The organism is Sphingomonas sp. S2M10 (genome assembly GCF_012650175.1).
In the GTDB taxonomy this organism is placed as follows: domain Bacteria; phylum Pseudomonadota; class Alphaproteobacteria; order Sphingomonadales; family Sphingomonadaceae; genus Sphingomonas.
In genome coordinates, this window is sequence record NZ_JAAILI010000008.1 from 48,928 (window position 1) to 74,241 (window position 25,314).

The window sequence follows — 25,314 nt, forward strand, 5'->3', positions numbered from 1 at the left end:
CCGCCCGTTCATGCTGCAATGCACAATGGAGAGGCCGATTGGCCCGAAAATTCCTCTATGCGGTGGCGATCCTGATCATGCTCGGCGTTGCTTCCCTGTTTGCTTACCGGCTTTACGGCGTTCAGCTGATGCGGCAGTTCATGGTGCCCGTCGGCGACGTCTCCGCGCTGCCGCCGGTCAGCCCGCGCGACTATGCCAGGGCCGATATGTGGATCGCGCGCCCGGACAAGCCCGGCAACCCCGCGCTATGGACCCCTGCCGGCGAAAGCCCCGCGGCCAATCCGCCCGCGGCGTTGTTCTTCATCCACCCCACCTCGTTCCTCGATACCAAGCAGTGGAATGCCCCACTGGACAATCCGGACGCGAATGCGCGGGCCGAGCTGTTCCTGCGCGGTCAGGCCAGCGCGTTCAACGCCAGCGCCGCGATCTGGGCGCCGCGCTATCGCCAGGCGACCTTCGGCGCATTCCTGACGAGCAAGGCCCAGGCACAGCAGGCGCTGGATCTTGCCTATCGCGACGTGGCCGCGGCGTTCGAGGAATTTCTGAACGAGGCCGGCGATCGGCCGATCGTCCTGGCCGGGCACAGCCAGGGCGCCCTGCATCTCTCCCGCCTCCTGGCGGAGCGAGTCGCGGGCACGCCGATCGCACGGCGCATCGTCGCCGCCTATGTCGTCGGCTGGCCGGTGTCGCTTACCGCAGACGTGCCGAAGATGGGCCTGCCCGCCTGCACGGGGCCGGACCAGGCCGGGTGCATCCTTTCCTGGCAAAGCTTTGCCGAGCCCGCTGATCCGGCGCTGATCCTCGATACCTTCGACGCGACCAACGGCTTCACCGGGCAGCCGCGGGCGGGAACGAGAATGATCTGCACCAATCCGATCACCGGCAAGCCGGACGATACCGCGCCTGCCAGCGCCAATCTCGGCGCACTGATACCAGACGTGAACCTTCAATCCGCCCACCTGCAGGCCGGCCGCGTACCTGCCCGCTGCACGGGCCGTGGCATCCTCATGATCGGCGCCGCTCCGCCGGACTTCGGCCAGTATGTGCTGCCGGGGAACAACTACCACGTGTTCGACTACAGCCTGTTCTGGGCCAACGTCCGCGCAGACGTCGCGCGCCGGCTGGCCGCCTACAAGCCCTGAGGCGAGCGGCGGGGAGGCCTTTGCAGGCCCGCCCCGCCTCCCCTATAGCCGGGCGGTGATCACCACCCTTCCCAGCGATTTCCGCGCCGCGCTTCCTCAAGGCGGCCGTCTGATCGGCCTCGACGTCGGCACCAAGACGATCGGCACCGCGCTGTGCGACGCAGGCTGGAGCTTCGCGAGCCCCGCCCAGCTGATCCGCCGAACCAAGTTCACCAAGGACAAGGCGGCGCTGGTCGAGCTCATCACCGCGCAGCAGGTTCGCGGACTGGTAATCGGGCTGCCGCTCAACCTCGACGGCACCGACAGCCCCCGCACCCAGTCGACCCGCGCCTTTGCCCGCAATCTCGAAGACCTGGGCTTCCCCATCTTGATGTGGGACGAGCGCTGGTCGACCGTCGCGGTGGAACGCACGCTGATCGAACAGGATGCCAGCCGCGCCAAACGCGCCGAGCTGATCGACAAGATGGCCGCCGCCTATATTCTGCAAGGGGCCATCGACGGCCTCGTGAACGCCTGACCGGGTTGCGTCGCGGCGCGCCGAGCGTTAGGCGGCGGCTTTAATGCAGACCTCCGATCATCGCCCCGGTGCCCAGATACAGGGCAGCGCCGTTTTCCCGCACCGGCACCTCACCGGCATTTCGGGACTCCAGCCGCACGAGATCATGTTCCTGCTCGACGAGGCGGAACAATGGGTCGAGGCCAATCGCAGCCGCGCCAAGAGCGACAAGCGGCTCGAAGGCCTTACCCAGATCAACGCCTTCTTCGAGAACTCGACCCGCACGCTGCTGTCGTTCGAGATCGCCGGCAAGCGTCTCGGCGCCGATGTCGTCAACATGCACGCCGCCCAGAGCAGCGTGAAGAAGGGCGAGACGCTGATCGACACCGCCGTCACCCTGAACGCGATGCGCGCCGACGTGATCGTGATCCGCCACGCCAGTTCGGGCGCGGTGCGGCTGATCGCCGACAAGGTCGATTGCCCGGTGCTCAACGCTGGCGACGGCTGGCACGAGCACCCGACCCAGGCGCTGCTCGACGCACTCACCATCCGGAGACGTCGCGGGTCGGTAGCAGGTCAACGCGTGGTGATTTGCGGCGACATCCTCCACAGCCGTGTCGCCCGTTCGAACATCCTCGCGCTCACCGCGCTGGCCGCCGAGGTGCGCGTGGTCGCGCCCTCGACGCTGATGCCGCCGGCAATGGACCGGATGTTCGTCACTCCCTTCACCGATTTCGACGCCGCGCTGGAGGGCGCCGACGTGGTGATGATGCTCCGCGTCCAGAACGAGCGCATGGCCGGCGGCTACATCCCTTCGACTCGCGAGTTCCACATGCGCTACGGCCTCACTCCCGAACGCCTCGCCCGCGCCAAGCCCGATGCGCTGGTGATGCACCCGGGTCCGATGAACCGCGGGGTCGAGATCGACTCGATCGTCGCCGATCATCCCGAGCGCAGTGCGATCACCGAGCAGGTGGAGATGGGCGTGGCGGTGCGTATGGCGTGCCTTGACGTGCTCACCCGACGATCGCGCGGCGTGGAGGGCTGGGCATGAGCAGCATCCTCTTCCGCAACGCCCAGCTGGTCTGTCCCGAGGGCGGCATTTCCGAAGGCGACCTGCTCGTCCAGGGCGACACCATCGCCGCCATCGGCCAGGTCGAGGCGCCGGCCGATGCCGAGGTGGTCGATGGCGCCGGCAAGATCCTCGCCCCCGCGCTGATCGATCTCGGCGTGTTCGCGGTCGACAAGGGCGCCTGCCGCTTCGGCGGGATCGCGCGTGTCGGGCTGATGCCGGACCAGTCGCCGGTGCTCGACGACCCCGGCATCGTCCGCCGCGCCGCCGTTTCCGGCAAGCCGCAGCTCTGGGTCCATCCGCTCGCCGCTGCGACGCAAGGGTTGAAGGGCGAGGATCTGGCCGAGATCGCGATCAACGCCTCGGCCGGTGCCCGCGCCATCGCCACCGGGCGACGCTGGATCGCCAATGCCGGCACGATGCGCAAGGCGCTGCTGTACGCGCGCGACCTGAACCTCACCGTCGTCGCCCATGCCGAGGATGGCGGGCTCGCCGACGGTACCGTTGCCACCGCGGGAGAGACCGCCGCGCGGCTGGGCTTGCCGAGCGCGCCGTCGATCGCCGAGCCGCTCGCCATCGCCCGCGACCTGATGCTCGCCGAGGAAACCGGCGCCAAGCTCCACTTCCGCCAGGTGACCACCGCGGCAGGCTTCGATCTGATCCGCGCCGCCAAGCGTCGCGGCGTGCGGGTCACCTGCGGCATCACGCCCGCCCATCTCCTGCTCTCGGACATCGCGATCAGCGATTTCCGTACCTTTGCCCGCCTCTCCCCGGCCCTGCGCGACGAGAGCGATCGTCAGGCGGCGCTGGCGGCGGTGGCGGACGGCACGATCGACGTGATCGCCTCCGGCCACGATCCGCGCGGGCCCGAGGCCAAGCGCCTGCCCTTCGCCGATGCCGAACCCGGCATGGCGGGCGCGGAAACGCTGCTCGCCTTGTCGCTCACGCTGGTGCGCGACGGCAAGCTCGGCCTCGACCGACTGTTCGCGCTGCTCGCCGCCAATCCGGCAAAGATCCTCGGGCTGGAGAGCGGGGCGCTCAAACCCGGCCTGCCGGCCGACCTGATCGTGCTCGATCCGGAAACGCCTTGGGTGATCGACGCACGCAGGATGAACGCGCGCGCCGGCAACACGCCCTTCGATCGCCTGCCGACCCAGGGCCGGGTGCTGCGGCTCTACAAGGGCGGCGCGCTGGTCTGAGCGATCAGCGCGCGGCGACGCCGATGCGGGGCGCGGGCTTGTACCAGCTCGCCACCGCGTCGCCCGCCGCCATGCGGACGAAGCAGGTGCCGCCGCCGGTCTTCACCGCCCGGCACAGCGCATCGGCATCGGTGCGGGCGAAGGCGCCCACCGACAAACGGTAGAGGCTGGCGGCGCCGCTCGAAACGCTCGCGCCCTGCGGCTTGAGACGATTCAGCGCCGCTACGCGGCCGCTCAACTTCTGCCATGCGTCACGCGCGACGCCGGCATTGGCGAAGGCGCCGAGCTGGACCACATAGGGCCCGCTTGCGACGCGCACCGGTGCAGGCCTCGGCAACGGCTTCGCGGGGCGAACCGCGACCGAACGCACCGGCGCCGGCGAGAAGATCGGTGCCGGAGCCGGTTCCTGCACGGGGATCGGCAAGGGCTCGACAACGGGTTCCGGGTCTGGCGCGGCTACCGGGGTCGGCGCCGGGGCCAGCGCCGCCAGGTCAGGCTGGCGCGCAAGGGCGAGCGCGACGGGCTGGCCGCCGTCCTGCACCGCCTGTACGCCGAGCAGCGCCGCCACCTGATCATAGGCGTTGGCCGGCCGCGCAAAGCCGGCCCATTGCAGCAGCCGGGCGTTGAGCTGGTCCGGTGCGACATCCATCGCGGCCACCGCCTTGGCCTCGCCCCAGCGGCCCGCCAGGGCGAGCGCCAGCGCAAAATTCTGCCGGGTACGCGCCGTCGCATCCGGCGCGCGCACTGCCGATGCCAGGATCTCCACGGCGGCATTGGGATCGCCGGCCAATGCCGTGGCGAGTCCCAGGTCGGTAGCGGGGATGCGCGACGCATGCGCCTGGAGCAGGCTGCGCGCGCCGCCCCAGTCTCCGGTGCCGATGCGCGCGAGCGCAAGGTTCAGCGCGGCGCGGCTGTCTTCCGGGTTCAGCGTCAGCGCATCGCGGAGCGCGTCGGCGGCCGAGGCGAAGCGGCCGGCGAGCAGATAGGCCTGGCCCAGCAGCGCGCGATAGTCGCCGCGCTGGGGATCGTTCGCCACGGCCTGCTCGGCGTGAACGACAGCCGCCGCCGCCTTGCGCGCGGCAAGCGCCTTTTGCGCCGCCCTTGCCTCGCGCGCCGCCTTGTGCGCGTTGGGCGCCGCCGTGGCGGAAGCGGCGCCGTGCACCACCAGGCCGGTCGCCCCCGCGCCGCAGAGCGCAAGCAGCATGGCACCGATCGAAAGGAATCTACGCGACTTCATCTTTGGCTTCGTCCTTCGAGCGCGGCGATGCGGGATGCGAGCGGCTCCAGCTCGGCCATATCGTCCAGCATGGCGTCGATCGCCTCGGTAACCAGCTGCTGGGCGGAGCGTCCGGCGATCGCCGCAGCCAGCCGCAGCCGCAGCCGGCGGTCCGCATCCAGCCGCAGGGTGAATGCCGCCCGGTCCTTGGTCGCCCGCGCGGTGCGGGCAAGCCGCTCCGCCAGTGCGTCGGACGGAGATGCGCCCGCCTCCTCCGCATGCGCGAGCACCGGCTTGCGGGCCAGCCCCTTGCGGGCGAGCAGCCCGGCGGTCAGCGCAGCGGCGGGCCGGGGAAGATCATCGGCGGGCTTCACGGCACCACCCGGCGACCGAAGCCGCCCACGGGCCGCGTCGCCGCGAAGCTTGCCGCTGCGGCGGGTGCGGAGAACACGGTCCGGCGAAAATTCTTCTCCAGCCGGTCCGAGACATAGGTCCAGAGATTCTCCACCTCGGCGGCGGACTTGCTGCCGGCATCGACCTCCATCACCGTCCGCCCGTCGATCATCGATGCGGCGAAATCGGTGCGGTGATGCAGCATCATCGGTGCGACGGTGCCGTGCTGGGAAAGCGCCAGCGCTGCTTCGGCGGTGATCCGGGCATTCTGGGTGGCGGCATTGACCACGAACAGCAGCGGCTTGTGGCCGCGCTCGCACAGCTCGACCGTCGCGCCCACCGCGCGCAGGTCGTGCGGGCTGGGCCGCGTCGGGATGACGATCAGCTCGGCGACCTGGATCACCGTCAGGATCGCGGGGGTGATCGCGGGCGGCGTGTCGATCACCACCAGCTTGAAGCCCTGCTGGCGCAGCAGCTCGATATCGGCGGTGAGCCGGGCGACGCTGGTCTGGGCGAGTGCCGGCAGTTCCGCCTCGCGCTCGTTCCACCAGTCGGTGAGCGAGCCCTGCGGATCGAGGTCGATCATCGCGACCGGGCCGGCACCGCTGCGCTGCGCCTGCACCGCCAGATGGCCGGACAAGGTCGTCTTGCCCGATCCACCTTTTTGCGAAGCCAGCGCCAGGACGCGCATCTACCCTCTCGAAATCGACCAAATATGCCGCGATGCTTGGCACGCGCGCGGATAAGATCGAGTTAACGGACACGGCCTAAGTCGCTAAGCCACGGGCGCCGCGCACCAAATCGCGGCCGAACAGGGGATTTTCACGCCATGCGCCTGCCTGCCGCACTGCTTCTTCTCGCCGCGTTGGGCTTCCCCGCCGCCGCCCCCGCGCAGGATGCTGCGGTGAAGGCGGGCGTGGAGGCCTATGAACGCGGGGACTATGCCGGCGCGATGCGGGCCTGGCGCCCCGCGGCGGAGAAGGGCGATGCAGACGCCCAATACAATATCGGCCAGATCTACAAGCTCGGTCGGGGGGTGCCCGTCGACATGGTGGAGGCGGAGAAATGGTACCGGCTCGCCGCACTGCAGGGCCATGACCTGGGCGAGGCGAACTACGGGATGATGTTGTTCGAGAACGGCAAGCGCGAAGACGCCGTGCCTTGGCTGGAGCGCGCGGTGTCGCAGGGCGAGCCGCGCGCGCAATATCTGCTGGGCGTGATGCTGTTCAACGGCGATGGCATCGCCAAGAACTGGGTGCGTGCCTATGCCCTGATGCTGCGCGCCTCCAGCGGCGGGCTGGATGCCGCCACCCGCACCCTTGGCCAGATGGACCAGTATATCCCCCTTGCCGATCGTCAGGCCGGCCGCACGCTCGCGCAACGCTACGCGAACGAGGTCCGCACGGCGGCGACGCCGGGTGCCGTCAGCACGCCTGCGCGCCATGGTCCCGCCGCTGCCACCCCCGCCGCGTCCAGGCCGTCCCCGCCCAAGGCGGTGCATGCGGCCCCGCGCGCGACCGGCAGCTGGCGCGTGCAACTCGGCGGCTTCGCCGTTCCGGGCAATGCCGAGCGTCTCTGGGCCCAGATGCGCAGCCGCTTTCCCGGTCGCCAGCCCTTCTTCCCCAAGTCCGGACAGATCACCCGCCTGCTGGTGGGGCCCTTCGCTTCGCAGGCCGAAGCGCAAAAAGCCTGTGGCGCGATCAAGCCCTGCATGGCAGTCCGACCCTGAGGGAGACAGATGATGCAGCGATCCATGGCATTGGCGGGCGTTCTGATGGCGATGGCGGCGCCGGCTCATGCGCAGCAGGCGGGCGGCGAAGAAGCGCCGCGGCGCTACCGTGTGGCCATCGGCGCGCAGGCGGTGCCGAGCTATCCCGGTGCCGACCACAACGCCGTGCGCCCGCTGTTCGATTTCGCCACCGCACGCGGCGATGCACTGTTTGAATATGAGGCGGCCGACGAAAGCCCGAACATCTCGCTCTATGATCGCAACGGGTTCGAGGCCGGCATCGCTGTCGGGCTGCAGAGCACGCGCACGCAGCGGCGGGTCGGTGCCGATCTCTCCAGGGTCGGTTTCTCGGTCGAGCCGGGGGTGTTCGCCCGCTATTATCTCGCGCCCCAGCTCCGCGCCTATGGCGAGCTCCGCAAGGGCGTGAGCGGGCACAAGGGCGGAGTCGCCATGCTGGCGCTCGATTATGTGCAGCGCGACGGGGATCGCTGGCTGCTCGCCATCGGCCCGCGCGTGAACCTGTCGGATGCGAAATATCGCCGCGCCTATTTCGGCGTCACGCCGCGCGATGCCGCCGCGGCGGGCATCCCTACCTATCAGGTCGGCAACAATGTGGTGCACAGCGTGGGCCTGGCCGCCAACGGCGTCCGGCAGCTGACGACCCGCTGGGGGCTTTACGGCTATCTCGGCTATGACCGGCTGACCGGCGATGCGGCCCGCTCGCCCATCACCCAGCGGCTGGGCTCCAAGAACCAGTTCTCCGGCGGCCTCGCGCTCAGCTACACCTTCGGCCGCGGGGTGCGCTAAGTCCTCAGGCGGTGACCCATTCGGCGCGGGCGATGCCTTGGGCATAGAGCAGCGCCGTCAGGTCGCCATGGTCGATCCGCGCGCCCGCCGCGGCGGCGACGATCGGCTTGGCGTGATAGGCGACGCCCAGTCCGGCCTTGCGGATCATCGCCAGATCATTGGCGCCGTCCCCCACTGCCATGGTCTGCTCGGGCACGAGGCCCAGCTCTGCCATCGCGCCGAGCAGCGTGGTTTCCTTGGTGCTGCTGTCGACAATCGGTTTGGTGACGGTGCCGGTAAGCTTGCCGGCATCGATCTCCAGCACATTGGCGATGCGGCGATCAAACCCGATCCTCGTGCCCACCGGCTCGGCAAAGCGGGTGAAGCCACCCGAGACGAGGATCGTGTGGGCACCGCGCGCGCGCATCGTCTTCACCAGCGTCTCGGCACCGGGCATCAGCCGCACGCGCTCTTCAAGGCACTGGTCGATCGCGGCCTCGGGCAGCCCCTTGAGCAGTGCCACGCGCGCGTCGAGCGCCGAAGCGAAGTCGAGCTCGCCGCGCATCGCCCGCTCGGTCACCTCGGCGATCTGCGGCTTGATGCCGGCATAGTCGGCAAGTTCGTCGATGCACTCGACGGTGATCATCGTCGAGTCCATGTCGGCGACAAGAAGCTTCTTTTCGCGGTGCGCCGCGGGCTGGATCACCACATCGATCCGGTCGAAGCGCGGCGCCAGAGCACCGGCCGCCCGGTCCGCATCTTCGTTGAAGTAGATGTCGGCCGCTCGGCCCTCGTCGAGCCACCCCCAGTCGGTAACCCCGCAAAGCGGGTGCAGCGTCTCGATCGCATCCAAAATATCGCGTTCGACGATCGATTCGGCTGCTATCAGCGTCGCAATGAACATGATTTCCCCTGGGCTACCGCGCGTGGCGCTCATTGCAGGGCCGACGGCCAGCGGCAAGTCCGCGCTCGCGCTGGCGCTCGCCGAAAAGCATCGCGGCACCGTGATCAACGCGGATTCGATGCAGGTCTATGCCGATCTCCGCATTCTCACGGCGCGTCCTTCGGAAGAGGAAGAGGCGCGCGCGCCGCACCGGCTGTTCGGCCATATCGACGGTGCCGAAGCCTGCTCCGCCGCCCGCTGGGCCGACGAAGCTCGGGCTGCGATCGGCGAAGCGCATGCCGAAGACCGGCTGCCGATCCTCGTCGGCGGCACCGGCCTGTACCTGCGCACGCTGATCGACGGCATCGCTCCGGTCCCGGAGATCGACCCCGCCATCCGCGCGGCGGTTCGTGCCCTGCCCGTGGCCGAAGCCCATGCCGCGCTTTCGCTTGCCGATCCTGCCGCAGCCGCGCGGCTGAACGCGACCGACACCACGCGCGTCGCTCGCGCGCTCGAGGTGATCCGCTCCACTGGGCGCACGCTCGCGGACTGGCAGGATCGCCGCGAGGGCGGGATCGGCGCTACCGTCCACCTCGCCCCGCTGATCCTGCTGCCCGATCGTGCATGGCTGGGCGAACGCATCGACCGTCGGTTCGGCACGATGTTGGCCACTGCGGAAGACGAGGTTCGCGCGCTGCTCGCCCGCGCCGACGTGCCGGCGGACGCCCCGGTTCTCCGCGCAATCGGGGTACACGAAATCGGCAAGGTCCTGACCAGCGAATGGAGCGAGGAAACTGCCCAGGCTGCGGGCGCGCTCGCCACCCGCCAATATGCGAAACGACAGTACACCTGGTTCCGCCGCCAGACTCCAGGGGGGGCGGAGCTGACGGCGGAGACAGATATGTACGAAAATCTCGCTCGGATTGAAAGGAAATTATTTCCTTAGGGGTTGACCTATCATATTCGTGCGGTTAGCAGCCCATCTCCGACGGATAGTTTCCGTACAGTAACTCATTTTGCGAAGGCGTGGAGGCAAAGGTGACCGAGAAGAGCGGCGCGGACATCCTGATCGAGGCATTGACCGACCTCGGGGTGGAAGTCGTGTTCGGCTATCCCGGCGGTGCCGTGCTTCCGATCTACGACGCCCTGTTCAAGCAGGGCCGGATCAAGCACATCCTGGTCCGCCACGAACAGGCGGCGACGCACGCCGCCGAGGGCTATGCGCGTTCGACCGGCAAGCCCGGCGTCGTCCTGGTCACCTCGGGCCCGGGCGCGACCAACGCGATCACCGGCATCACCGATGCGCTGCTCGATTCGATCCCGATGGTCGTCATCACCGGCCAGGTGCCGACGACGCTGATCGGCACCGATGCCTTCCAGGAAGCGGACACGGTCGGGATCACCCGCCACTGCACCAAGCACAATTATCTGGTGAAGCGGCCGGAGCTGCTGGGCGCGACCGTCCATGAGGCCTTCCATATCGCCACCTCGGGCCGCCCCGGCCCGGTCGTGATCGACATCCCCAAGGACGTCCAGGTCGCCACCGCACGCTACGAGGCGCCGGGCCCGATCCAGCACAAGACCTATCGCCCGACCACCGAGCCGGAAGCGGCAAAGATCCAGGAAGCGGTCGACATGCTCGCCGCGGCCGAGCGCCCGGTCTTCTACACCGGCGGCGGCGTGATCAACTCCGGTCCCGAAGCCACGCGCCTGCTGCGCGAGCTGGCGGCGCTGACCGGCGCGCCGGTCACCTCGACGCTGATGGGTCTGGGTGCCCTGCCCGCCTCGTCGGACCAGTGGCTGGGCATGCTGGGCATGCACGGCACCTATGAAGCAAACATGGCGATGAACCAGGCCGACCTGATCATCGCGGTGGGCTCGCGCTTCGACGATCGCGTCACCGGCCGTCTGGACGCCTTCGCGCCGAACAGCCGCAAGGTGCACATCGATATCGATCGTTCGAGCGTGAACAAGAACGTCCGCGTCGACCTGCCGATCATCGCCGATTGCGCCCGTGCGCTCGACGCGATGGTGGAGAGCTGGAAGTCGCGCGGCCATCCCAAGCCCGACCTCGCCGAATGGTGGAGCCGCATCCAGGGCTGGCGCGCGCGCCGCTGCCTCGACTTCCCCGAGGCGGGCGAGGCGATCATGCCGCAGCGTGCCGTTAGTGCGCTGTACGAGGCGACCAAGCACCGTGCCCCGATCATCACCACCGAGGTCGGGCAGCACCAGATGTGGGCGGCGCAGCATTTCGGCTTCGAGGCGCCGAACAAGTGGCTGACCAGCGGCGGGCTCGGCACGATGGGCTATGGCCTCCCCGCTGCGATCGGTGCGCAACTCGGCAATCCCGACGATCTTGTCATTGATATCGCGGGCGAAGCCTCGATCCAGATGAACATCCAGGAGCTTGCGACCGCTACGCAATATCGGCTGCCGGTGAAGATCTTCATCCTCAACAACGAATATATGGGCATGGTCCGCCAGTGGCAGGAGCTGACCTACCAATCGCGCTATTCGGAGAGCTATTCGGATGCGCTGCCCGATTTCGTGAAGCTGGCCGAAGCCTATGGCTGGAAAGGCATCCGCATCGAGAAGCGCGCGGAGCTGGAGGACGGCATCCATGCGATGCTCGACCATGACGGTCCGGTGCTGGTCGATTGCCGCGTCGCCAAGCTGGCCAATTGCTTCCCGATGATCCCGAGCGGCGCCGCGCATACCGAAATGCTGCTCCAGGCGAGCGAAGTCTCCGGCGAGATGGACGACGAGGCCAAGGCGCTGGTCTGATGGTACTGACAACAATCCTCCCCGGCACGGGGAGGGGGACCGCGGCCGCAGGCCGTGGTGGAGGGGGGCCTCCACAAGCGACTAGCCCGCGGAGAGCCCCCTCCACCGTCGCTTCGCGCCGGTCCCCAGCATCGGGTCGATTGCGCCCCCGGCGCAATCTTGAATGGCCGGGGGGCCATTCATCCCGATGCTCGTACCGGGGAGGATCAAAGAGGTAACGATGCACATCAAGGAAGAAGCCATCGAGCGCCACACGCTGGCGGTCATCGTCGACAACGAGCCCGGCATCCTCGCGCGGATCGCCGGCCTCTTCACGGCGCGCGGCTACAATATCTCGTCGCTCACCGTGTCGGAGATCAGCGACGACGATCTGATCAGCCGGATCACCATCGTCACCTTCGCCTCGGCACCGGTGATGGAGCAGATCATCGCCCAGCTCGAGCGGCTGGTGCCCGTCCACAAGGTGGTCGATCTCACCGCCAAGGGCGAGCATGTCGAGCGCGAACTGGCGCTGATCAAGGTCGCCGGCAGCGGCGATCACCGGATCGAGGCGCTGCGCCTCGCCGAGGTCTATCGCGCCAAGGTGGTCGACGCGACCATCTCCAGCTTCGTGTTCGAGATCACCGGCACGATCGACAAGATCGACCGCTTCGTCGAGCTGATGCGCGAAGTGGGGCTGGTCGAAGTCGCCCGCACCGGTATCGTCGCGATTTCGCGCGGCCGCGAGCCGGCCTGAAGTTCAACCCCTCTCCCCTTGGGAGAGGGAGGGGCCCATGCGCAGCATGGGAGGGTGAGGGTGAATACCCTCGAGCCCCGCCACCCTCACCAACTTCGACTAGCCAACCGGCTGACGCCGGCCGGCAAGTCTCCGTATCCTCTCCCAACGGGAGAGGAGCAGAAAGGGAAACTAGAATGCGTGTCTATTATGATCGCGACGCCGATCTGAACCTGATCACCGACAAGAAGATCGCCATCCTCGGCTATGGCAGCCAGGGCCATGCCCATGCGCAGAATCTGCGCGATTCGGGCGTCAAGGAAGTCGCGATCGCGCTGCGTCCGGGTTCGGCCTCGGCCGCCAAGGCCGAAGCGGCGGGCTTCAAGGTGCTGCCGAACAAGGAAGCCGCCGCCTGGGCCGACATCCTGATGATCCTCGCCCCCGACGAGCATCAGGCCGCGATCTACGAGAACGACCTCAAGGGCAACATGAAGCCGGGTTCGGCGCTCGCCTTCGCCCATGGCCTCAACGTGCATTTCGGCCTGATCGAGGCGCCGGCGGACATCGACGTGATCATGATCGCGCCCAAGGGCCCGGGCCACACCGTGCGCAGCGAATATGTCCGCGGCGGCGGCGTCCCCTGCCTGATCGCGATCCACCAGGATGCCTCGGGCAATGCGCATGACGTGGCGCTGGCCTATGCGTCGGGCGTCGGCGGCGGCCGCTCGGGCATCATCGAGACCAACTTCCGCGAAGAGTGCGAGACCGATCTGTTCGGCGAGCAGGCCGTGCTGTGCGGCGGCACCACCGCGCTGGTGCAGGCCGGGTTCGAGACGCTGGTCGAGGCGGGCTACGCCCCCGAAATGGCCTATTTCGAGTGCCTCCACGAACTCAAGCTGATCGTCGACCTGATGTATGAGGGCGGCATCGCCAACATGCGCTACTCGATCTCGAACACCGCCGAATATGGTGACATCAAGACCGGCCCGCGCATCATCACCGAAGAGACCAAGAAGGAAATGAAGCGCGTGCTCGCCGACATCCAGTCGGGCCGCTTCGTCAAGGACTTCGTGCTCGACAACCGCGCCGGCCAGCCCGAACTGAAGGCCAGCCGCATCGCCGCCAAGCGCCACCAGATCGAGCAGGTCGGCAGCGAGCTGCGCGCGATGATGCCGTGGATCGGTGCCAACAAGCTGGTCGATCAGTCGAAGAACTGATCCAACACGGAAACCATGGGTTGCCGGCTGCGCACTAGCTTTGCGCGGCCGGCGGCCGCATTACGGGAGCGACGCAACCACCCAAGGGGAACCATCATGCGCGCTCTCATTGCCCTCGCCCTTTTCGCGACCGCCCCGGTCGCCTTCGCCCAGGAACTGCCCGGCCAGGCCAACGCATCGCGCGTTCCCGCCGGCACCTATGCGGTCGACACCGGCCACACCCAGGTCGATTTCCAGGTCAATCACTTCGGCTTCAGCCAGTTCACCGGCCAGGCCGGCGGCGCCACCGGTTCGCTGACGATCGATCCGGCCAAGCCGAACGACGCCAAGCTCGACATCACCATCCCGACCAGCGGCATCGTCACCACCGTCGCGGCGCTGGACAAGCACCTCGCTTCGCCGGACTTCTTCGATGCGGCCAAGTATCCGACGATCCGCTTCGTCTCGACCAAGGTCGTCGTCAGCGGCACCAAGGCGCAGATCACCGGCGACCTGACGCTGCACGGCGTCACCAAGCCGGTCACGCTCGACACCATGCTGGTCGGCGCGGGCACCAATCCGATGTCCAAGAAGCTGAACTTCGGCTTCGAGGCGACCACCACGATCAGCCGCAGCGCGTTCGGCATGGACAAATATGTCCCCTTCGTCTCGGACGAGGTGAAGCTGCACATCAACGCGGCGTTTTCGGCCAAGTAAACCCTTGGTCTAATTGCCCAGCCTTCCTGCCTGCGCCACCACGGCCGCAGGCAGGAGGACGGATATGCAAGACCAGGAGGGCCGCGACGGCGCCAGGCGCGTCGAGGCGTTTTCGGATGGCGTGATCGCCATCATCATCACGATCATGGTGCTGGAACTGCACGCACCGGAGGTCGCGGGGCTCGGCGCGCTGCTCGGACAATGGCCGGTCTTCCTCGCCTATGGCCTGAGCTTCGCCTATGTGGCGATCTACTGGGTCAACCACCACCGCCTGTTCCAGTTCGCCACCCGGGCCGGCAACGCGCTGCTCTGGTCCAACATCGTGCTGCTGTTCACGCTCTCGCTGGTTCCGTTCGCCACCGCCTATCTGGGCGAACAGCATTTCAGCGGCGAGGCCAGCCTGCTCTACATGCTGGTGATGCTGCTCCCCTCCTTCGCCTATAACTGGTTGCAGCGGGTGATCCGACGGACCGGTGCGAACACCGCCGAGGCCCAGCGCTACCACCGCCGCACGCTGCGCAAGAGCATGCTCGCCTGCAGTCTGTACCTGGCGGGGCTCGCGGTAGCGCTAGTATCGCCGGCGGCGGGGCTGGCCTGCGCAGCGCTGGTCGCGCTGCTCTGGTGCCTCGCCGATGGTCCGCTCGACCGGTTGTTCGAGCATTGAGCTAGAAGCCGAACTTTGCCCGCACGCCGTAGAAGCGCGGCATGCCCGGATAGCCGGCATAATTGCCGTTCTGCTCGGGCACCCCGAAGCCGCTGATGAAATAGGTCTGGTTGGTGAGGTTCTCCACCCAGAATTCCAGGCTGCGGCGGCCATCGGGGCTCTGCACGCCGATCGCCGCCGACAGAAGCGGATAGCCCTGATTGTAGAGCGCGTTGCGTCCGTTCGCGTCGGGCGGGCTGGAGGGGATGTTGACCTCGCTGTTGTAGCGCATGTCGACATGGAGCAGGCCGTTGATCCCCCTGGCGATCGGCGGGGTCCAGGTGCCGGCGACCGTCACCGTGTGGCGTGGCTGATTGTCGAGCTGCTGGTTGCCCTTGCCCTGCAGGGGCGTGCCGGCGAAGTTCTTGCCGTCGTCATTGTAGCGCGCATCGATATAGCTGTAGCCGAGCTGGAAAATCAGGTCGCGTACCGGCTGAAGCGTTCCTTCCGCCTCGATGCCCTTGCTGGTCGTCTTGGGCACATTCTGCACCACGAAATTGGTGCCGCTGAACACCAGGCTCTGCAGATTGTAAAAGGTCGAGTAGAAGCCCGCGAGGTTGAGGGTGAACGTGCGACTGAACTGGGTCTTCAGCCCCAATTCGAAGGCATCCACCGTCTCCTTGGAAAAGCGCAGGTCGCCTGCCTGCGCGCCGTTGCCGCCGAGCAGCACCGAATCGAAGGTTGCCTGGTCGAGATTATAGCCACCGGACTTGTAGCCCCGGTCATAGCTCGCATAGCCGAGGACGCGCGGGCTGAACTTGTAGGCGAGCTTCAACGTGCCGGTCAGCTGGTCCTCGCTCCGCTTGTCGGCATAGGTGCCGTTGAACTCGCTGTTCACCGCCGGATTGCAGCTGAGCAGGAACAGATTGCTGAACAATCCCGGAACCTGGCGCAAAATATTGGCATAGGCGGCGGCCGCCGCGTTGCCCGTCCGCGCCTGGTTGAAGAAGGTGCAGGCGCCGGTGTTGCTGGCGATCGTCGCGCTCAGATCCTTGGTCTCGTGATTCCAGCGCGCGCCCAGCGTGAGCGAAAGCCGGTCGGTCACATGCACGATGTTGTGGGTGAACAGCGCGAAGGCGTTGGTCTTCACGCGGAAATCGTCGTCGTTGTTGCCCTGCCCCGGGATATTGGCCGGCAGGGGTTGCACCGCGAGCGCTGCAAGGCCGGGCACTACGGAGACGCCGGGGATCGGCGCCGTGCCGGCCTGCGCGCGGAACAGCCGGACCAGCGGCGCGAGCTGCCCATAGGCTGCGGGCGGCGCGGCCGGATTGAGCAGCACCTGTCCGAGCGTCGGCACCCCCGCTCCCTGCGATCCGAAGAACTGCACCGGGGTGCCGAACAACGGCCGCAGCTGCGCCGAGAACACCGAGTCCACATAGCGGTTGGAGTCATTGCCTACCCGGACGGTGTCGCGCAGCGTGTTGGTTTCGTTGAGGTAGAAGCCGCCGACCAGCCAGTCGAGCTTGTCGCCGAACGCCGACCCTTGCAATCGCACTTCCTGGGTGAAGTCGCTCAGGGCGTTGCGATAGCCGTCGCGATAGGCACGGTCGATGCCGGAAAAGTCGATGTCCTGCGAACGCAGCACCCGCCAGCGACGATAGGCGGTGATCGAGGTGAGCTTCGCCCCCCCCAGATCATAGTTGAGCTCGCCCGAGAAGCCATAGTCGCGCACCTTCTCGCCATAGGCGCGGTTGGGCGAGATCGCCTGGACGCGATCGTCGGTGGAGCCGGTATAGAGCCCCACCAACCCCTGCGCCGCCGCGATGCCCTGAATCACCGGCGCGAGCGGGCCGCGCACGGCGGACACGACGCCGCAGCATTGCTCGTCGGTCTCATAATAATCGGCGATGAGACGGACGCTGACCGGGCCTTTGTCGAACAGGGCTTGGCCGCGCACCAGCCAGCGGTTGATGTCATTGACCGCGCGGTCACTGTTGGCATCGTTCAGATAGCCGTCGCGTTTGCGATAGGCGCCGTCCAGCCGCAGCGCGACATGCTCGGCGACGGGTCCGGTGATCGCGCCCCGTGCCTCATAGGCGTTGTAGTTGCCGTAGCCGCCTTCGACATAGCCGCCGGTCTCGAACTTCGGCTGCGCGGTGAAGATGCTGAGCGCGCCCGCCGAGGTGTTGCGCCCGAACAGCGTGCCCTGCGGCCCGCGCAGGATCTCCACCCGCTCCAGCTCCGGCAGTTCGGAAATGGCCACGCCCGAACGCGAGCGGAACACGCCGTCGATGAACACGCCGACCGCCGGCTCGAACCCCGGATTGTCGCCGCCGGTGGTGATGCCGCGAATGTAGATGGTGGTGCCGGTCGCCGCGGACTGACCGGTCGAGGATTGCAGCGAGGGCGCCAGCTGCTCCAGATCGCGGACATTGTCTACCCCTGCGTTTTCCAGCAGCTGCGGACTGATCGCGGTGATCGCCACCGGCACGTCCTGCACCGTCTCGTTGCGCCGCGTGGCGGTGACGATGATCTCGTTGGCGGAGACATAGCCCTGGTCCTGCGCCGCCGGGGTCGGCGGAGCCTCGCGATCCTGCGCTACGGCGGGTGTCGCCGCCGCAAGCATCAGTGCCGTCGCGGCGAGCAGATCGCCCTTCATGGTCGTCATCGAACTCTCCCTGTTCGCCCCGATCTTGCGCCGGTCGCGACTTTGCTGTTTTTGCAACCACAAGCTAGCGCCGGGCTTTTCCGGAGGTCAACGGGTCAATCGTTGCCAGAGCCGCGGAAAACCTGGGTTTTCGGCGGACTTCGGCAAGCTGCCCCGGTCACGACCCGGCAAAGTGCGCTTGCCGTAACGGAAGGCGCGGCGGCGACCGAAAGGACGAATGATGCACGATCACCACCACGATCCCGTAAACGGCGATCTTGTTTCCGGATCTCCCAAGATCCCCGTGCCCGAGGAGGTGGCCGACGCCATTCGCACGCTGATCCGCTGGACGGGAGACGATCCCAGCCGCGAGGGCCTGCTGGACACGCCGCAGCGGGTGGCACGGGCGTGGAAGGAATATTGCGCCGGCTATGCGGAGGATCCCGCGCACCATCTGTCGCGCGTGTTCGAGGAAGTCGGCGGCTATGACGAGATCGTGCTGCTGAAGGACATTCCCTTCCAGTCACATTGCGAACACCATATGGCGCCGATTACCGGCAAGGCATCGATCGCCTATCTGCCCAGGAACCATGTCGTCGGCATCTCGAAACTCGCGCGCGTCCTCCATGCCTTCGCCCGCCGCCTGCAGGTGCAGGAACGGCTCACCGCGGAAGTGGCCGACTGCATCTGGAACCATCTCCACCCGGTCGGCGTCGCCGTGGTGATCGAGGCGCAGCATGGCTGCATGACGGGGCGCGGCGTCCGCACCCCGGGCGTCGGCATGGTCACCAGCCGCATGATGGGCGTATTTCGCGAGGACGAGCGCAGCCGGGCCGAAGTGCTCAAGCTGATGGGCTATTGATGCCCGGGCGGGTGCTGGTCACCGGCGGCGGCAAGCGGATCGGCGCGGCGATCAGCAGCGGCCTTGCGGCGCGCGGCTGGGCCGTGGCGATCCATCACCACCACTCGCCCGACGAGAGCGAAGCCTTTGCTGCCGCGTTGCGAGCGAACGGCGCGACCATCGCGGTCGTCTGCGGCGAGCTGGCCGATCCCGCCACGCCCGCCGCGCTGGTGAAGGCATGCCGCACCGCGTTCGACGGCCCGCTCGACGCGGTGGTCAACAACGCCTCGCTGTTCGCCTATGACGAGGCGCCGATCGCCGACCATGCGCTGCTCGACCGGCACATGCATGTGAACCTCGCCGCGCCGGTGGGTCTCGCCATGGCGCTGGCAGCGCAGCCGGATCTCGCGGAGGGCGCTGTCGTCAATCTGCTCGACCAGAAAGTGGGCAACCTCAATCCGGACTTCTTCAGCTACACTTGCTCCAAGCTCGCCCTGCACGGCGCGACTCGGATGCTGGCGCAGAAACTGGCGCCGCGCGTGCGGGTGAACGCGGTGTCGCCCGGACTCACCCTCCCCAGCCTCGACCAGACCGAGGCGGAATTCGCCCGCACCGGCACGCAGAACCTGCTACGCCGCCCCGTCGACCCCGCCGACATCGCCGCCACGGTCGCGCATCTGCTCGAATGCCGCAGCATCACCGGGCAGAATGTCTATGTCGATTGCGGACAGCATTTCCTCGCGCGCGACAGCGACGTGATGTTCGAAGGACGCGAGCACCGACCCGATGCCTGACTATGTGATCCATCTCGAAGCGCTGGAAGTCTCGATGAGGCTCGGCATCCATCCCGCGGAACGCGCCGCCCCCCAGCGCGTCCGCATCGACGTGGCGATGACCTGCCGCTACCCCGCCGTGCCCGAGGACCGGATCGACGCGGTCGTCGATTACGACTTTCTGCGCGCAGGCATCCATGCGCTTGTCCGCTCGCGGCATTTCGAGCTGCAGGAAGTGCTGTGCGAGGAGGTCGCCGCCTTGGCAATGCGCGATTCCCGCGTCGTGGAGGTCCGCGTTCGCTCGGCCAAGCAGGACGTCTATCCCGATGCGCGGGTGGGCTGCGAGGTCGTCCGTATTCTTACGAATATGCAGCAATAATCCCCGTTCCCGGGCATCCGCCCGGATCCTCTACCCTATAATCTACGAAAAGGCCTTCCCCGCGAAGGCTCGACCGGGGGGACGCGTGCGCCCGTCACCAGAGGAACGTGGATGTCTATTGCAAGTTTCGTTCGCAACAGCGCGTTAGCCATGATGGCGCTTCTGGTTGTCGGCGGCTCGCTGGCGGCCTGGCGTCTGGATCGCATTCGCATGGGCGGCGTGGTGCAGCAGCAGCAGCAGGCCAATGCCGACCTCATCGCGGATATCCTGCCTCCTCCTGAATATATCATCGAACCGTTCCTCGAAGCAACGCTGATTGCCCGCAGCCCGGAAAAGGTGAGAGCGCACGCCGATCGGCTCGACAGCCTTCACAAGCTCTATCTGGAGCGCAACCGCTATTGGCAGACGGCAGACATCGACGAGACGCTCCGCACCCAGCTGCTGCAGCAGGCGCATCCGGCCGCCCAGGCCTTTTGGAACGAGCTGGAAAAAGGCTTTCTGCCCGCCGCGCGCAATAGCGATCTGCGCGCGGTCGACGCCAGCTACGCCAAGCTGGCAGGCTTTTACGATCAGCATCGTGCCGCGGTGGACAAGCTGGTTGCCATGACGCTCACCGAACAGAAGCAGATCGCTGCCGACGGCGCCTTCGAATTCTATCTCGCGATCGGCATCGTGCTCGTGCTGGCCCTGGTCGTCGGCGCACAGGCCGCGCATTTCTACTTCACCATGTATCGCCGGGTGCTGGAACCGGTCGGCACGCTGTCCGCGCTTACCGACCGGCTTGCCCGCGGCGAGGTGGCGACCATCCCCTATCAAGATCGCACCGACGAAATAGGCCGCATCGCCTCCGGCCTCGAGCATTATCGCGCCGCCGCCGCTTCGCAGAGCGAAGACGACGCCCGCAAGCTCGCCGAGCAGCGCGAGGTGACCGAAATACTCGGCAGCGGCCTGCTCGCACTGCGCGAGGGCGACCTTTCCCGCACCATCGATCGGCGCTTCCCCGCCGAATATGAAGTGCTTCGCCAGAACATCAACGAGGCGATCGCCTCGCTGCGCGGGCGCGTCCAGCTGGTCAGCGAAAGCGCCGACAATATCCGCAACACCTCGTCCGAAGTCGCGCATGGTTCGGAAGATCTCGCGCACCGTACCGAGAAGAGCGCTGCCAATCTCGCCCAAGCCACCGAAGCGCTGAGCAAGATCGAGGAGCGGCTGCGCGCGACCATGATCGCGGCGGACAACACCGTGAAGCGCGCCGGCGAAGCGACCACCGCGCTACGCGAGGGACGCAGCACCACCGCCCGCGCTGTGCAGGCAATGGACCGGGCGCGCGGCAGCGCCAAGAATATCGATGGCGTGATCGAAGGCGTCGACAAGATCGCCTTCCAGACCCGCGTGCTTGCGATGAACGCCGCCGTGGAGGCGGGCCGTGCCGGCGAGGCGGGACGCGGGTTCATGGTCGTCGCCGATCTGGTCGCCGCCCTGGCTCTTCGCGCCGAGGATCAGGCCAAGCAGGCGCGCGACATGCTCAGCGAGACCCAAGCGGTCATCCTCCAGGCTGCGGGTGCGGTCCACGAAACCGATACCGCGCTCGACACCATCTCGGGTGACGTCGAAGCCGTGCATGATCTGATTGCAGCCATCGACCATGACAATCACGCCCAGTCGGCCGCAGTCAGCCAGGTTTCCACCGCGATGAAGGCGATGGACCTGGTGACGCAGCAGAATGCAGCGATGGTCGAACAGACCTCGGCGGCGATCCGCAACCTCTCCAGCGAAGTCAACGCCCTCGCCCAGCGCGCCGGCGCGTTCCGCTTCGATCGGACCGGCGGCAAGCCGGCCGATGCCAAGCCGGCGCGCGCCCTCGCCGCCGTCCATTAAGGCGGCGGCGCCGGGCGGCCGCCGGGGCAGCGGGCTGCGCCGGGGCCTGGTTCAGGCCCGGTTGGCAGCGCTCAGCACCGCCCGTACCGATGCCGTCGCGATGTCCGCATCCACGCCGACGCCGAACACGGTGCGGCCGTCCTCGGTCCGACATTCGACATAGGCCGCCGCCTGCGCATCCGCGCCGCCGCCGATGGCATGCTCGCTGTAGTCGACGACATCGAAACGCGGACCGGTCGACCCCGCCAGCGCATCGACCACGCCGGAAATCAGGCCGTTGCCGCGCCCCGAGATCGATTGCGCGCTGCCGTCGATGGAGATGCGGCCGACGAACACACGGCTGCCCGCGCTGCCGGTTTCCTCATAGTCGACCAGCGCGATGCGATCCTTGTCACCGGGCAGGTACACGCGTTCGAACAGACTCCAGATATCCGCTGCGTTGAGCTCGCGGCTGGTTTCGTCCGCCAGCGCCTGAACGTGCTTGGAGAACTCTGCCTGCATCCGCTTCGGCAGCTTGAGGCCCTTGTCCTGCTCGAGCACCCAGGCGACGCCGCCCTTGCCCGACTGCGAGTTGACGCGGATCACCGCCTCGTAATCGCGGCCGAGATCCTTTGGATCGATGGGCAGATAGGGCACGTCCCACAGCTGGTCGTTGCGCCCCGCCTGCGCGGCGAAGCCCTTCTTGATCGCGTCCTGGTGGCTGCCGGAAAAGGCGGTGAACACCAGATCCCCCGCATAGGGGTGGCGCGGGTGGACGGGGAGCTGGTTGCAATATTCGACCGTCTGGATCACCTCGTCGATGTTCGAGAAATCCAGGCCGGGGTTCAGCCCTTGCGTGTACATGTTGAGCGCGAGCGTGACGAGATCGACATTGCCGGTGCGCTCGCCATTGCCGAACAGGCAGCCTTCCACGCGGTCGGCACCCGCCAGCAGGCCCAGTTCGGACGCCGCGACGCCGGTGCCGCGATCATTGTGCGTGTGCAGGCTGATGACGACGCTGTCGCGGTTGCGGATGTTGCGGCAGAACCATTCGATCTGGTCGGCATAGACATTGGGCGTCGCCGCCTCCACCGTCGCCGGCAGGTTGAGGATAAGCGGCCTTTCGGGCGTGGGACGCAGGATGTCCATCACCGCCTCGCAGACCTCGACGGAGAAATCGAGCTCGGCGGTGGAGAAGGTCTCCGGGCTATATTCGAAATGCCATTCGGTATCCGGCTGCTTGGCCGCCTCGTCGCGCAGCACCTTGGCGCCCTCGATGGCGATCTGGCGCACTTCGTCGCGGCTCATGTTGAACACGATCCGGCGCCAGGCCGGCGACACCGCATTGTAGAGGTGGACGATCGCCTGCTTGGCGCCCTTCAGCGACTGGAAGCTGGTTTCGATCAGGTCGCGGCGCGACTGGGTGAGCACCTGGACGGTGACGTCGTCGGGCACCCTGCCCTCGCGCACCAGGCTGGAGATGAAGTCGAACTCGGTAGCCCCCGCGCTGGGGAAGCCGACTTCGATTTCCTTCAGGCCCACCTTTACCAGCAGCTCGAAGAAGCGGGTCTTCTTCTCGCCGTCCATCGGATCGATCAGCGCCTGGTTGCCGTCGCGCATGTCGGTGGAAAGCCAGCGCGGCGCCTTGGTGATGGTACGGCTGGGCCATTGGCGATCGGGCAGATCCACTTGGCGGAAGGGACGATATTTGACGCTGGGGTCGCGCAACATGTGCCGTGTCTCTCTTCAAGGTCTGGCCGCGCCTAGCGCAGCCGTGATGCGATAGGGAAGGTCCAGTTTGCCCTTAGGGGAGACGCGCGCGTGCGAAATCGACCCCTAAGGGCGGATAAGTCGCAGGGTAAGGCGCGGGGCGTCGATCACGCATCTGTAGTGCCGGATTTGCACGATCTTGTCCAGCTTGGTTGAGCACCTGCAAAACAAGGGAGCTTTCGCGCGATTGACCTGTTGTTAACCGTCACGCGCCGAAGAAGCGTGCTCGCAGGAGAGGAATCCATGCTGCAGCTCGTCTATATCAGTTCCGTCAACCCGGCCGCGCCCTGCCTGACGCGGGACATCCTGACCATCTCCCGCCGCAACAATGCGCGGGACCAGATCAGCGGTCTGCTCTACGCGGATCGCGGCCGCTTCCTCCAGGCGCTGGAAGGCCCGGAGGACTCGGTCGAGGCCGCCTATGAAAGGATCCGCCAAGATCCCCGCCATCGCGCCATCGTGCTGCTGTCCCGCCGCGACGTCGAGCGGCGCGAATTCGGCCATTGGGAAATGGCGCATCGCGCACCGGGTGCCGATGCCGCCACCTTCCTGGCGGACGTTCAGCGGCTGACCGCCGACGCCGCGCCCGACGTGCGCGGCACGTTCGACGGGCTGGTGCGTACCCGCGCGCTCGGCTGATTGCGCAACTTTACTGCGCCGCCGTGCTGAAGTGTTGCGCCGCTGCACCACCGCAGCGCCGCAAAATGACGGTTCGGCGTAGTTCGGTGCTGTCTGCGCTGGACAGAAGGCCTTTCCCGCGATCAAAGGCGTACAGGGGCGTGCATCACCGCACGAACCGCAGTACATCGTTGGTTGCGACAAGGGGGAGGAAGCCTCTCAATCCCGAGGCGCTGACGAAGGAATAGCCCCAACAAGGGGTACGAACAGGAGTTAGACACGATGGCCGAGACCAAAGCACGCGGTGGCATTGCCAAGCCGGTTACCCCTTCGCCCGAACTGGCGAAGATTGTGGGCACCGCCGATCTGCCGCGCAGCGAGATCGTCAGCAAGGTGTGGGAATACATCAAGAAGCACAACCTGCAGAACCCGGCGAACAAGCGCGAGATCCTGGCCGACGAGACGCTGAAGCCGATCTTCGGCGGCGACAAGGCCACCATGTTCGAAATGAACAAGCACCTCGCCAAGCACGTCAAGTAAGCGAGGTCGCCGCAGTCTTCTTGCCTGGGCGAACAAAAAAGGGGCGGGCATCGATGATGCCTGCCCCTTTTTTTTGCAGCCGCGCCTCTGTTGCGCGCAGGATTCGTCCGCCTCAGTGCGCCAACACCAGCGGGATCGGGCTTTCGGCCAGCATCCGGCGGGTGACGCCCCCGAACGCCGCCTCCAGAAAGCGGCTATGGCCAAAGCCTCCCATCACCAGATAGGCTGCCTTCAACGCCTCGACGACGCCGAGGATCGCGCCCGCCACCGTGTCGGTCTTCGGCACCATGCGGACTTCCGGCCGAATGCCGTGGCGCGACAGATATTCCGCCGCCTCGGCCGCCGGCAGCCGCAATTGCCCCTCGTCCACCACCAGCAGGGTTACCGTCCCGGCATGCTTGAGCAGCGACACCGCCGCTTGCAACGCCGCTTCGGCGGGGCGCGATCCGTCCCACGCGACCACGGCATGCCCATATAGATCGAAGCCCAGCATCGTCTCCGGCACCGCTACGATCGGCTTGCCGGTCTTGAGGATCGTGTCGCAGATCAGGTCGCGCATGTCTGGATAGTCGACCTTGTCGAGCTCGCGGTTGAGCACCACGAGATCGGCGAGCGCAGCCGCATCGCGCAGGCAATCGCGCGCAAGGCCGGTGGCGTCCACCCAGTCATAGAGCAGATCCTCGCCCTTCAGCCGCGCTTCCATCCGCACCCGGTTGGCGGCTTCGCGGGTCTGCTCGTCGGCGAGCAGCGCGGCACTGCCGCCAAACTCCAGATAGTCGCCCATATAGGGCGGCACCATCGCGACGTCGATGCACCGCAGATGCCCTTCAAGGCCGCGCGTCAAATCCACGGCCGCCTGAAACCGCGCTTCCTGCCCGGCATCGTCATGCATCAGAACGAGGATATTCTTCATGATCA

Annotated in this window: 25 protein-coding genes; 18 read left to right on the forward strand and 7 right to left on the reverse strand. The window is 67.0% G+C overall.

The window, feature by feature from the left end:
- The first annotated feature begins 38 nt into the window (after window positions 1–38).
- Genes S2M10_RS01750 through S2M10_RS01765 form a run of 4 tightly spaced genes read left to right on the forward strand, consistent with a single transcriptional unit; the run spans window position 39 to window position 3,909 of the window.
- Entirely contained in the window at window positions 39–1,142 is a 1,104-nt protein-coding gene (locus S2M10_RS01750; protein WP_168844578.1) for a DUF3089 domain-containing protein, read from the forward strand.
- A gap of 55 nt (window positions 1,143–1,197) precedes the next feature.
- Window positions 1,198–1,659, forward strand: coding sequence for a Holliday junction resolvase RuvX (gene ruvX / locus S2M10_RS01755; protein WP_168844579.1), 462 nt, complete (start codon window positions 1,198–1,200; stop codon window positions 1,657–1,659).
- A gap of 43 nt (window positions 1,660–1,702) precedes the next feature.
- Window positions 1,703–2,692: an aspartate carbamoyltransferase catalytic subunit gene (locus S2M10_RS01760; protein ID WP_064309700.1), complete on the forward strand. Its 990-nt coding sequence runs from the start codon at window positions 1,703–1,705 to the stop codon at window positions 2,690–2,692.
- Entirely contained in the window at window positions 2,689–3,909 is a 1,221-nt protein-coding gene (locus tag S2M10_RS01765) for a dihydroorotase (protein ID WP_168844580.1), read from the forward strand. The genes S2M10_RS01760 and S2M10_RS01765 overlap by 4 nt, the downstream gene beginning before the upstream one ends.
- Window positions 3,910–3,913: 4 nt before the next feature.
- Here the strand turns inward: S2M10_RS01765 and S2M10_RS01770 are convergent, their stop codons facing one another.
- Genes S2M10_RS01770 through S2M10_RS01780 form a run of 3 tightly spaced genes read right to left on the reverse strand, consistent with a single transcriptional unit; the run spans window position 3,914 to window position 6,209 of the window.
- On the reverse strand, window positions 3,914–5,146 hold the full coding sequence (locus tag S2M10_RS01770) for an SPOR domain-containing protein (RefSeq protein ID WP_168844581.1): 1,233 nt from the start codon (window positions 5,144–5,146) through the stop codon (window positions 3,914–3,916).
- Window positions 5,143–5,499, reverse strand: a complete 357-nt coding sequence (locus tag S2M10_RS01775) for a hypothetical protein (RefSeq protein ID WP_168844582.1) — start codon at window positions 5,497–5,499, stop codon at window positions 5,143–5,145. The genes S2M10_RS01770 and S2M10_RS01775 overlap by 4 nt, the downstream gene beginning before the upstream one ends.
- Window positions 5,496–6,209, reverse strand: a complete 714-nt coding sequence (locus tag S2M10_RS01780) for an AAA family ATPase (RefSeq protein WP_168844583.1) — start codon at window positions 6,207–6,209, stop codon at window positions 5,496–5,498. Before S2M10_RS01780 ends, S2M10_RS01775 begins: the two co-directional genes overlap by 4 nt.
- A gap of 138 nt (window positions 6,210–6,347) precedes the next feature.
- On the opposite strand from S2M10_RS01780, the gene S2M10_RS01785 reads away from it, so the two are divergent.
- On the forward strand, window positions 6,348–7,247 hold the full coding sequence (locus S2M10_RS01785; protein ID WP_168844584.1) for an SPOR domain-containing protein: 900 nt from the start codon (window positions 6,348–6,350) through the stop codon (window positions 7,245–7,247).
- 12 nt (window positions 7,248–7,259) lie between these two features.
- On the forward strand, window positions 7,260–8,054 hold the full coding sequence (locus S2M10_RS01790; protein ID WP_168844585.1) for a MipA/OmpV family protein: 795 nt from the start codon (window positions 7,260–7,262) through the stop codon (window positions 8,052–8,054).
- Between the two features lie 4 nt (window positions 8,055–8,058).
- Here the strand turns inward: S2M10_RS01790 and serB are convergent, their stop codons facing one another.
- Complete coding sequence (gene serB / locus S2M10_RS01795) at window positions 8,059–8,937, reverse strand: phosphoserine phosphatase SerB (protein WP_168844586.1); 879 nt, start codon at window positions 8,935–8,937, stop codon at window positions 8,059–8,061.
- Between serB and miaA the strand changes: the two genes are divergently transcribed.
- The 6 genes from miaA (at window position 8,930) to S2M10_RS01825 (ending at window position 14,992) form a co-directional block, all read left to right on the forward strand.
- Window positions 8,930–9,862, forward strand: coding sequence for a tRNA (adenosine(37)-N6)-dimethylallyltransferase MiaA (miaA, locus tag S2M10_RS01800; RefSeq protein WP_168844587.1), 933 nt, complete (start codon window positions 8,930–8,932; stop codon window positions 9,860–9,862). The genes serB and miaA overlap by 8 nt on opposite strands.
- A 92-nt stretch (window positions 9,863–9,954) precedes the next feature.
- Window positions 9,955–11,700, forward strand: a complete 1,746-nt coding sequence (locus S2M10_RS01805) for an acetolactate synthase 3 large subunit (RefSeq protein ID WP_168844588.1) — start codon at window positions 9,955–9,957, stop codon at window positions 11,698–11,700.
- Window positions 11,701–11,920: 220 nt separating this feature from the next.
- Window positions 11,921–12,436 carry an acetolactate synthase small subunit gene (ilvN, locus tag S2M10_RS01810; RefSeq protein ID WP_168844589.1) on the forward strand — a complete coding sequence of 172 codons (516 nt, stop codon included), beginning with the start codon at window positions 11,921–11,923 and terminating at the stop codon, window positions 12,434–12,436.
- Window positions 12,437–12,612: 176 nt separating this feature from the next.
- Window positions 12,613–13,632: a ketol-acid reductoisomerase gene (gene ilvC, locus S2M10_RS01815; RefSeq protein ID WP_168844590.1), complete on the forward strand. Its 1,020-nt coding sequence runs from the start codon at window positions 12,613–12,615 to the stop codon at window positions 13,630–13,632.
- A gap of 96 nt (window positions 13,633–13,728) precedes the next feature.
- Window positions 13,729–14,328: a YceI family protein gene (locus S2M10_RS01820; protein WP_168844591.1), complete on the forward strand. Its 600-nt coding sequence runs from the start codon at window positions 13,729–13,731 to the stop codon at window positions 14,326–14,328.
- Between the two features lie 64 nt (window positions 14,329–14,392).
- On the forward strand, window positions 14,393–14,992 hold the full coding sequence (locus tag S2M10_RS01825; protein WP_168844592.1) for a TMEM175 family protein: 600 nt from the start codon (window positions 14,393–14,395) through the stop codon (window positions 14,990–14,992).
- Window position 14,993: 1 nt separating this feature from the next.
- On the opposite strand, the gene S2M10_RS01830 is transcribed toward S2M10_RS01825, so the two are convergent.
- Window positions 14,994–17,639 carry a TonB-dependent receptor gene (locus S2M10_RS01830; RefSeq protein WP_168844593.1) on the reverse strand — a complete coding sequence of 882 codons (2,646 nt, stop codon included), beginning with the start codon at window positions 17,637–17,639 and terminating at the stop codon, window positions 14,994–14,996.
- A gap of 220 nt (window positions 17,640–17,859) precedes the next feature.
- Here S2M10_RS01830 and folE point away from each other — a divergent pair, with 220 nt between their 5' ends.
- The 4 genes from folE (at window position 17,860) to S2M10_RS22895 (ending at window position 21,489) form a co-directional block, all read left to right on the forward strand.
- On the forward strand, window positions 17,860–18,480 hold the full coding sequence (folE, locus tag S2M10_RS01835; RefSeq protein WP_168845075.1) for a GTP cyclohydrolase I FolE: 621 nt from the start codon (window positions 17,860–17,862) through the stop codon (window positions 18,478–18,480).
- Window positions 18,480–19,253, forward strand: a complete 774-nt coding sequence (locus S2M10_RS01840; protein WP_168844594.1) for an SDR family oxidoreductase — start codon at window positions 18,480–18,482, stop codon at window positions 19,251–19,253. The genes folE and S2M10_RS01840 overlap by 1 nt, the downstream gene beginning before the upstream one ends.
- On the forward strand, window positions 19,246–19,611 hold the full coding sequence (locus tag S2M10_RS01845; protein ID WP_168844595.1) for a dihydroneopterin aldolase: 366 nt from the start codon (window positions 19,246–19,248) through the stop codon (window positions 19,609–19,611). The genes S2M10_RS01840 and S2M10_RS01845 overlap by 8 nt, the downstream gene beginning before the upstream one ends.
- Before the next feature lie 153 nt (window positions 19,612–19,764).
- Entirely contained in the window at window positions 19,765–21,489 is a 1,725-nt protein-coding gene (locus tag S2M10_RS22895) for a methyl-accepting chemotaxis protein (RefSeq protein ID WP_282098007.1), read from the forward strand.
- Between the two features lie 51 nt (window positions 21,490–21,540).
- Here S2M10_RS22895 and leuA read toward each other — a convergent pair whose 3' ends face one another.
- Window positions 21,541–23,199, reverse strand: coding sequence for a 2-isopropylmalate synthase (gene leuA, locus S2M10_RS01855; RefSeq protein WP_168844597.1), 1,659 nt, complete (start codon window positions 23,197–23,199; stop codon window positions 21,541–21,543).
- 282 nt (window positions 23,200–23,481) lie between these two features.
- Here leuA and S2M10_RS01860 point away from each other — a divergent pair, with 282 nt between their 5' ends.
- Window positions 23,482–23,877, forward strand: a complete 396-nt coding sequence (locus S2M10_RS01860; RefSeq protein WP_168844598.1) for a BLUF domain-containing protein — start codon at window positions 23,482–23,484, stop codon at window positions 23,875–23,877.
- Window positions 23,878–24,138: 261 nt separating this feature from the next.
- Entirely contained in the window at window positions 24,139–24,396 is a 258-nt protein-coding gene (locus S2M10_RS01865; protein ID WP_066717263.1) for an SWIB/MDM2 domain-containing protein, read from the forward strand.
- 112 nt (window positions 24,397–24,508) lie between these two features.
- Here the strand turns inward: S2M10_RS01865 and S2M10_RS01870 are convergent, their stop codons facing one another.
- Window positions 24,509–25,309, reverse strand: a complete 801-nt coding sequence (locus tag S2M10_RS01870; protein ID WP_168844599.1) for a universal stress protein — start codon at window positions 25,307–25,309, stop codon at window positions 24,509–24,511.
- Window positions 25,310–25,314: the final 5 nt, after the last annotated feature.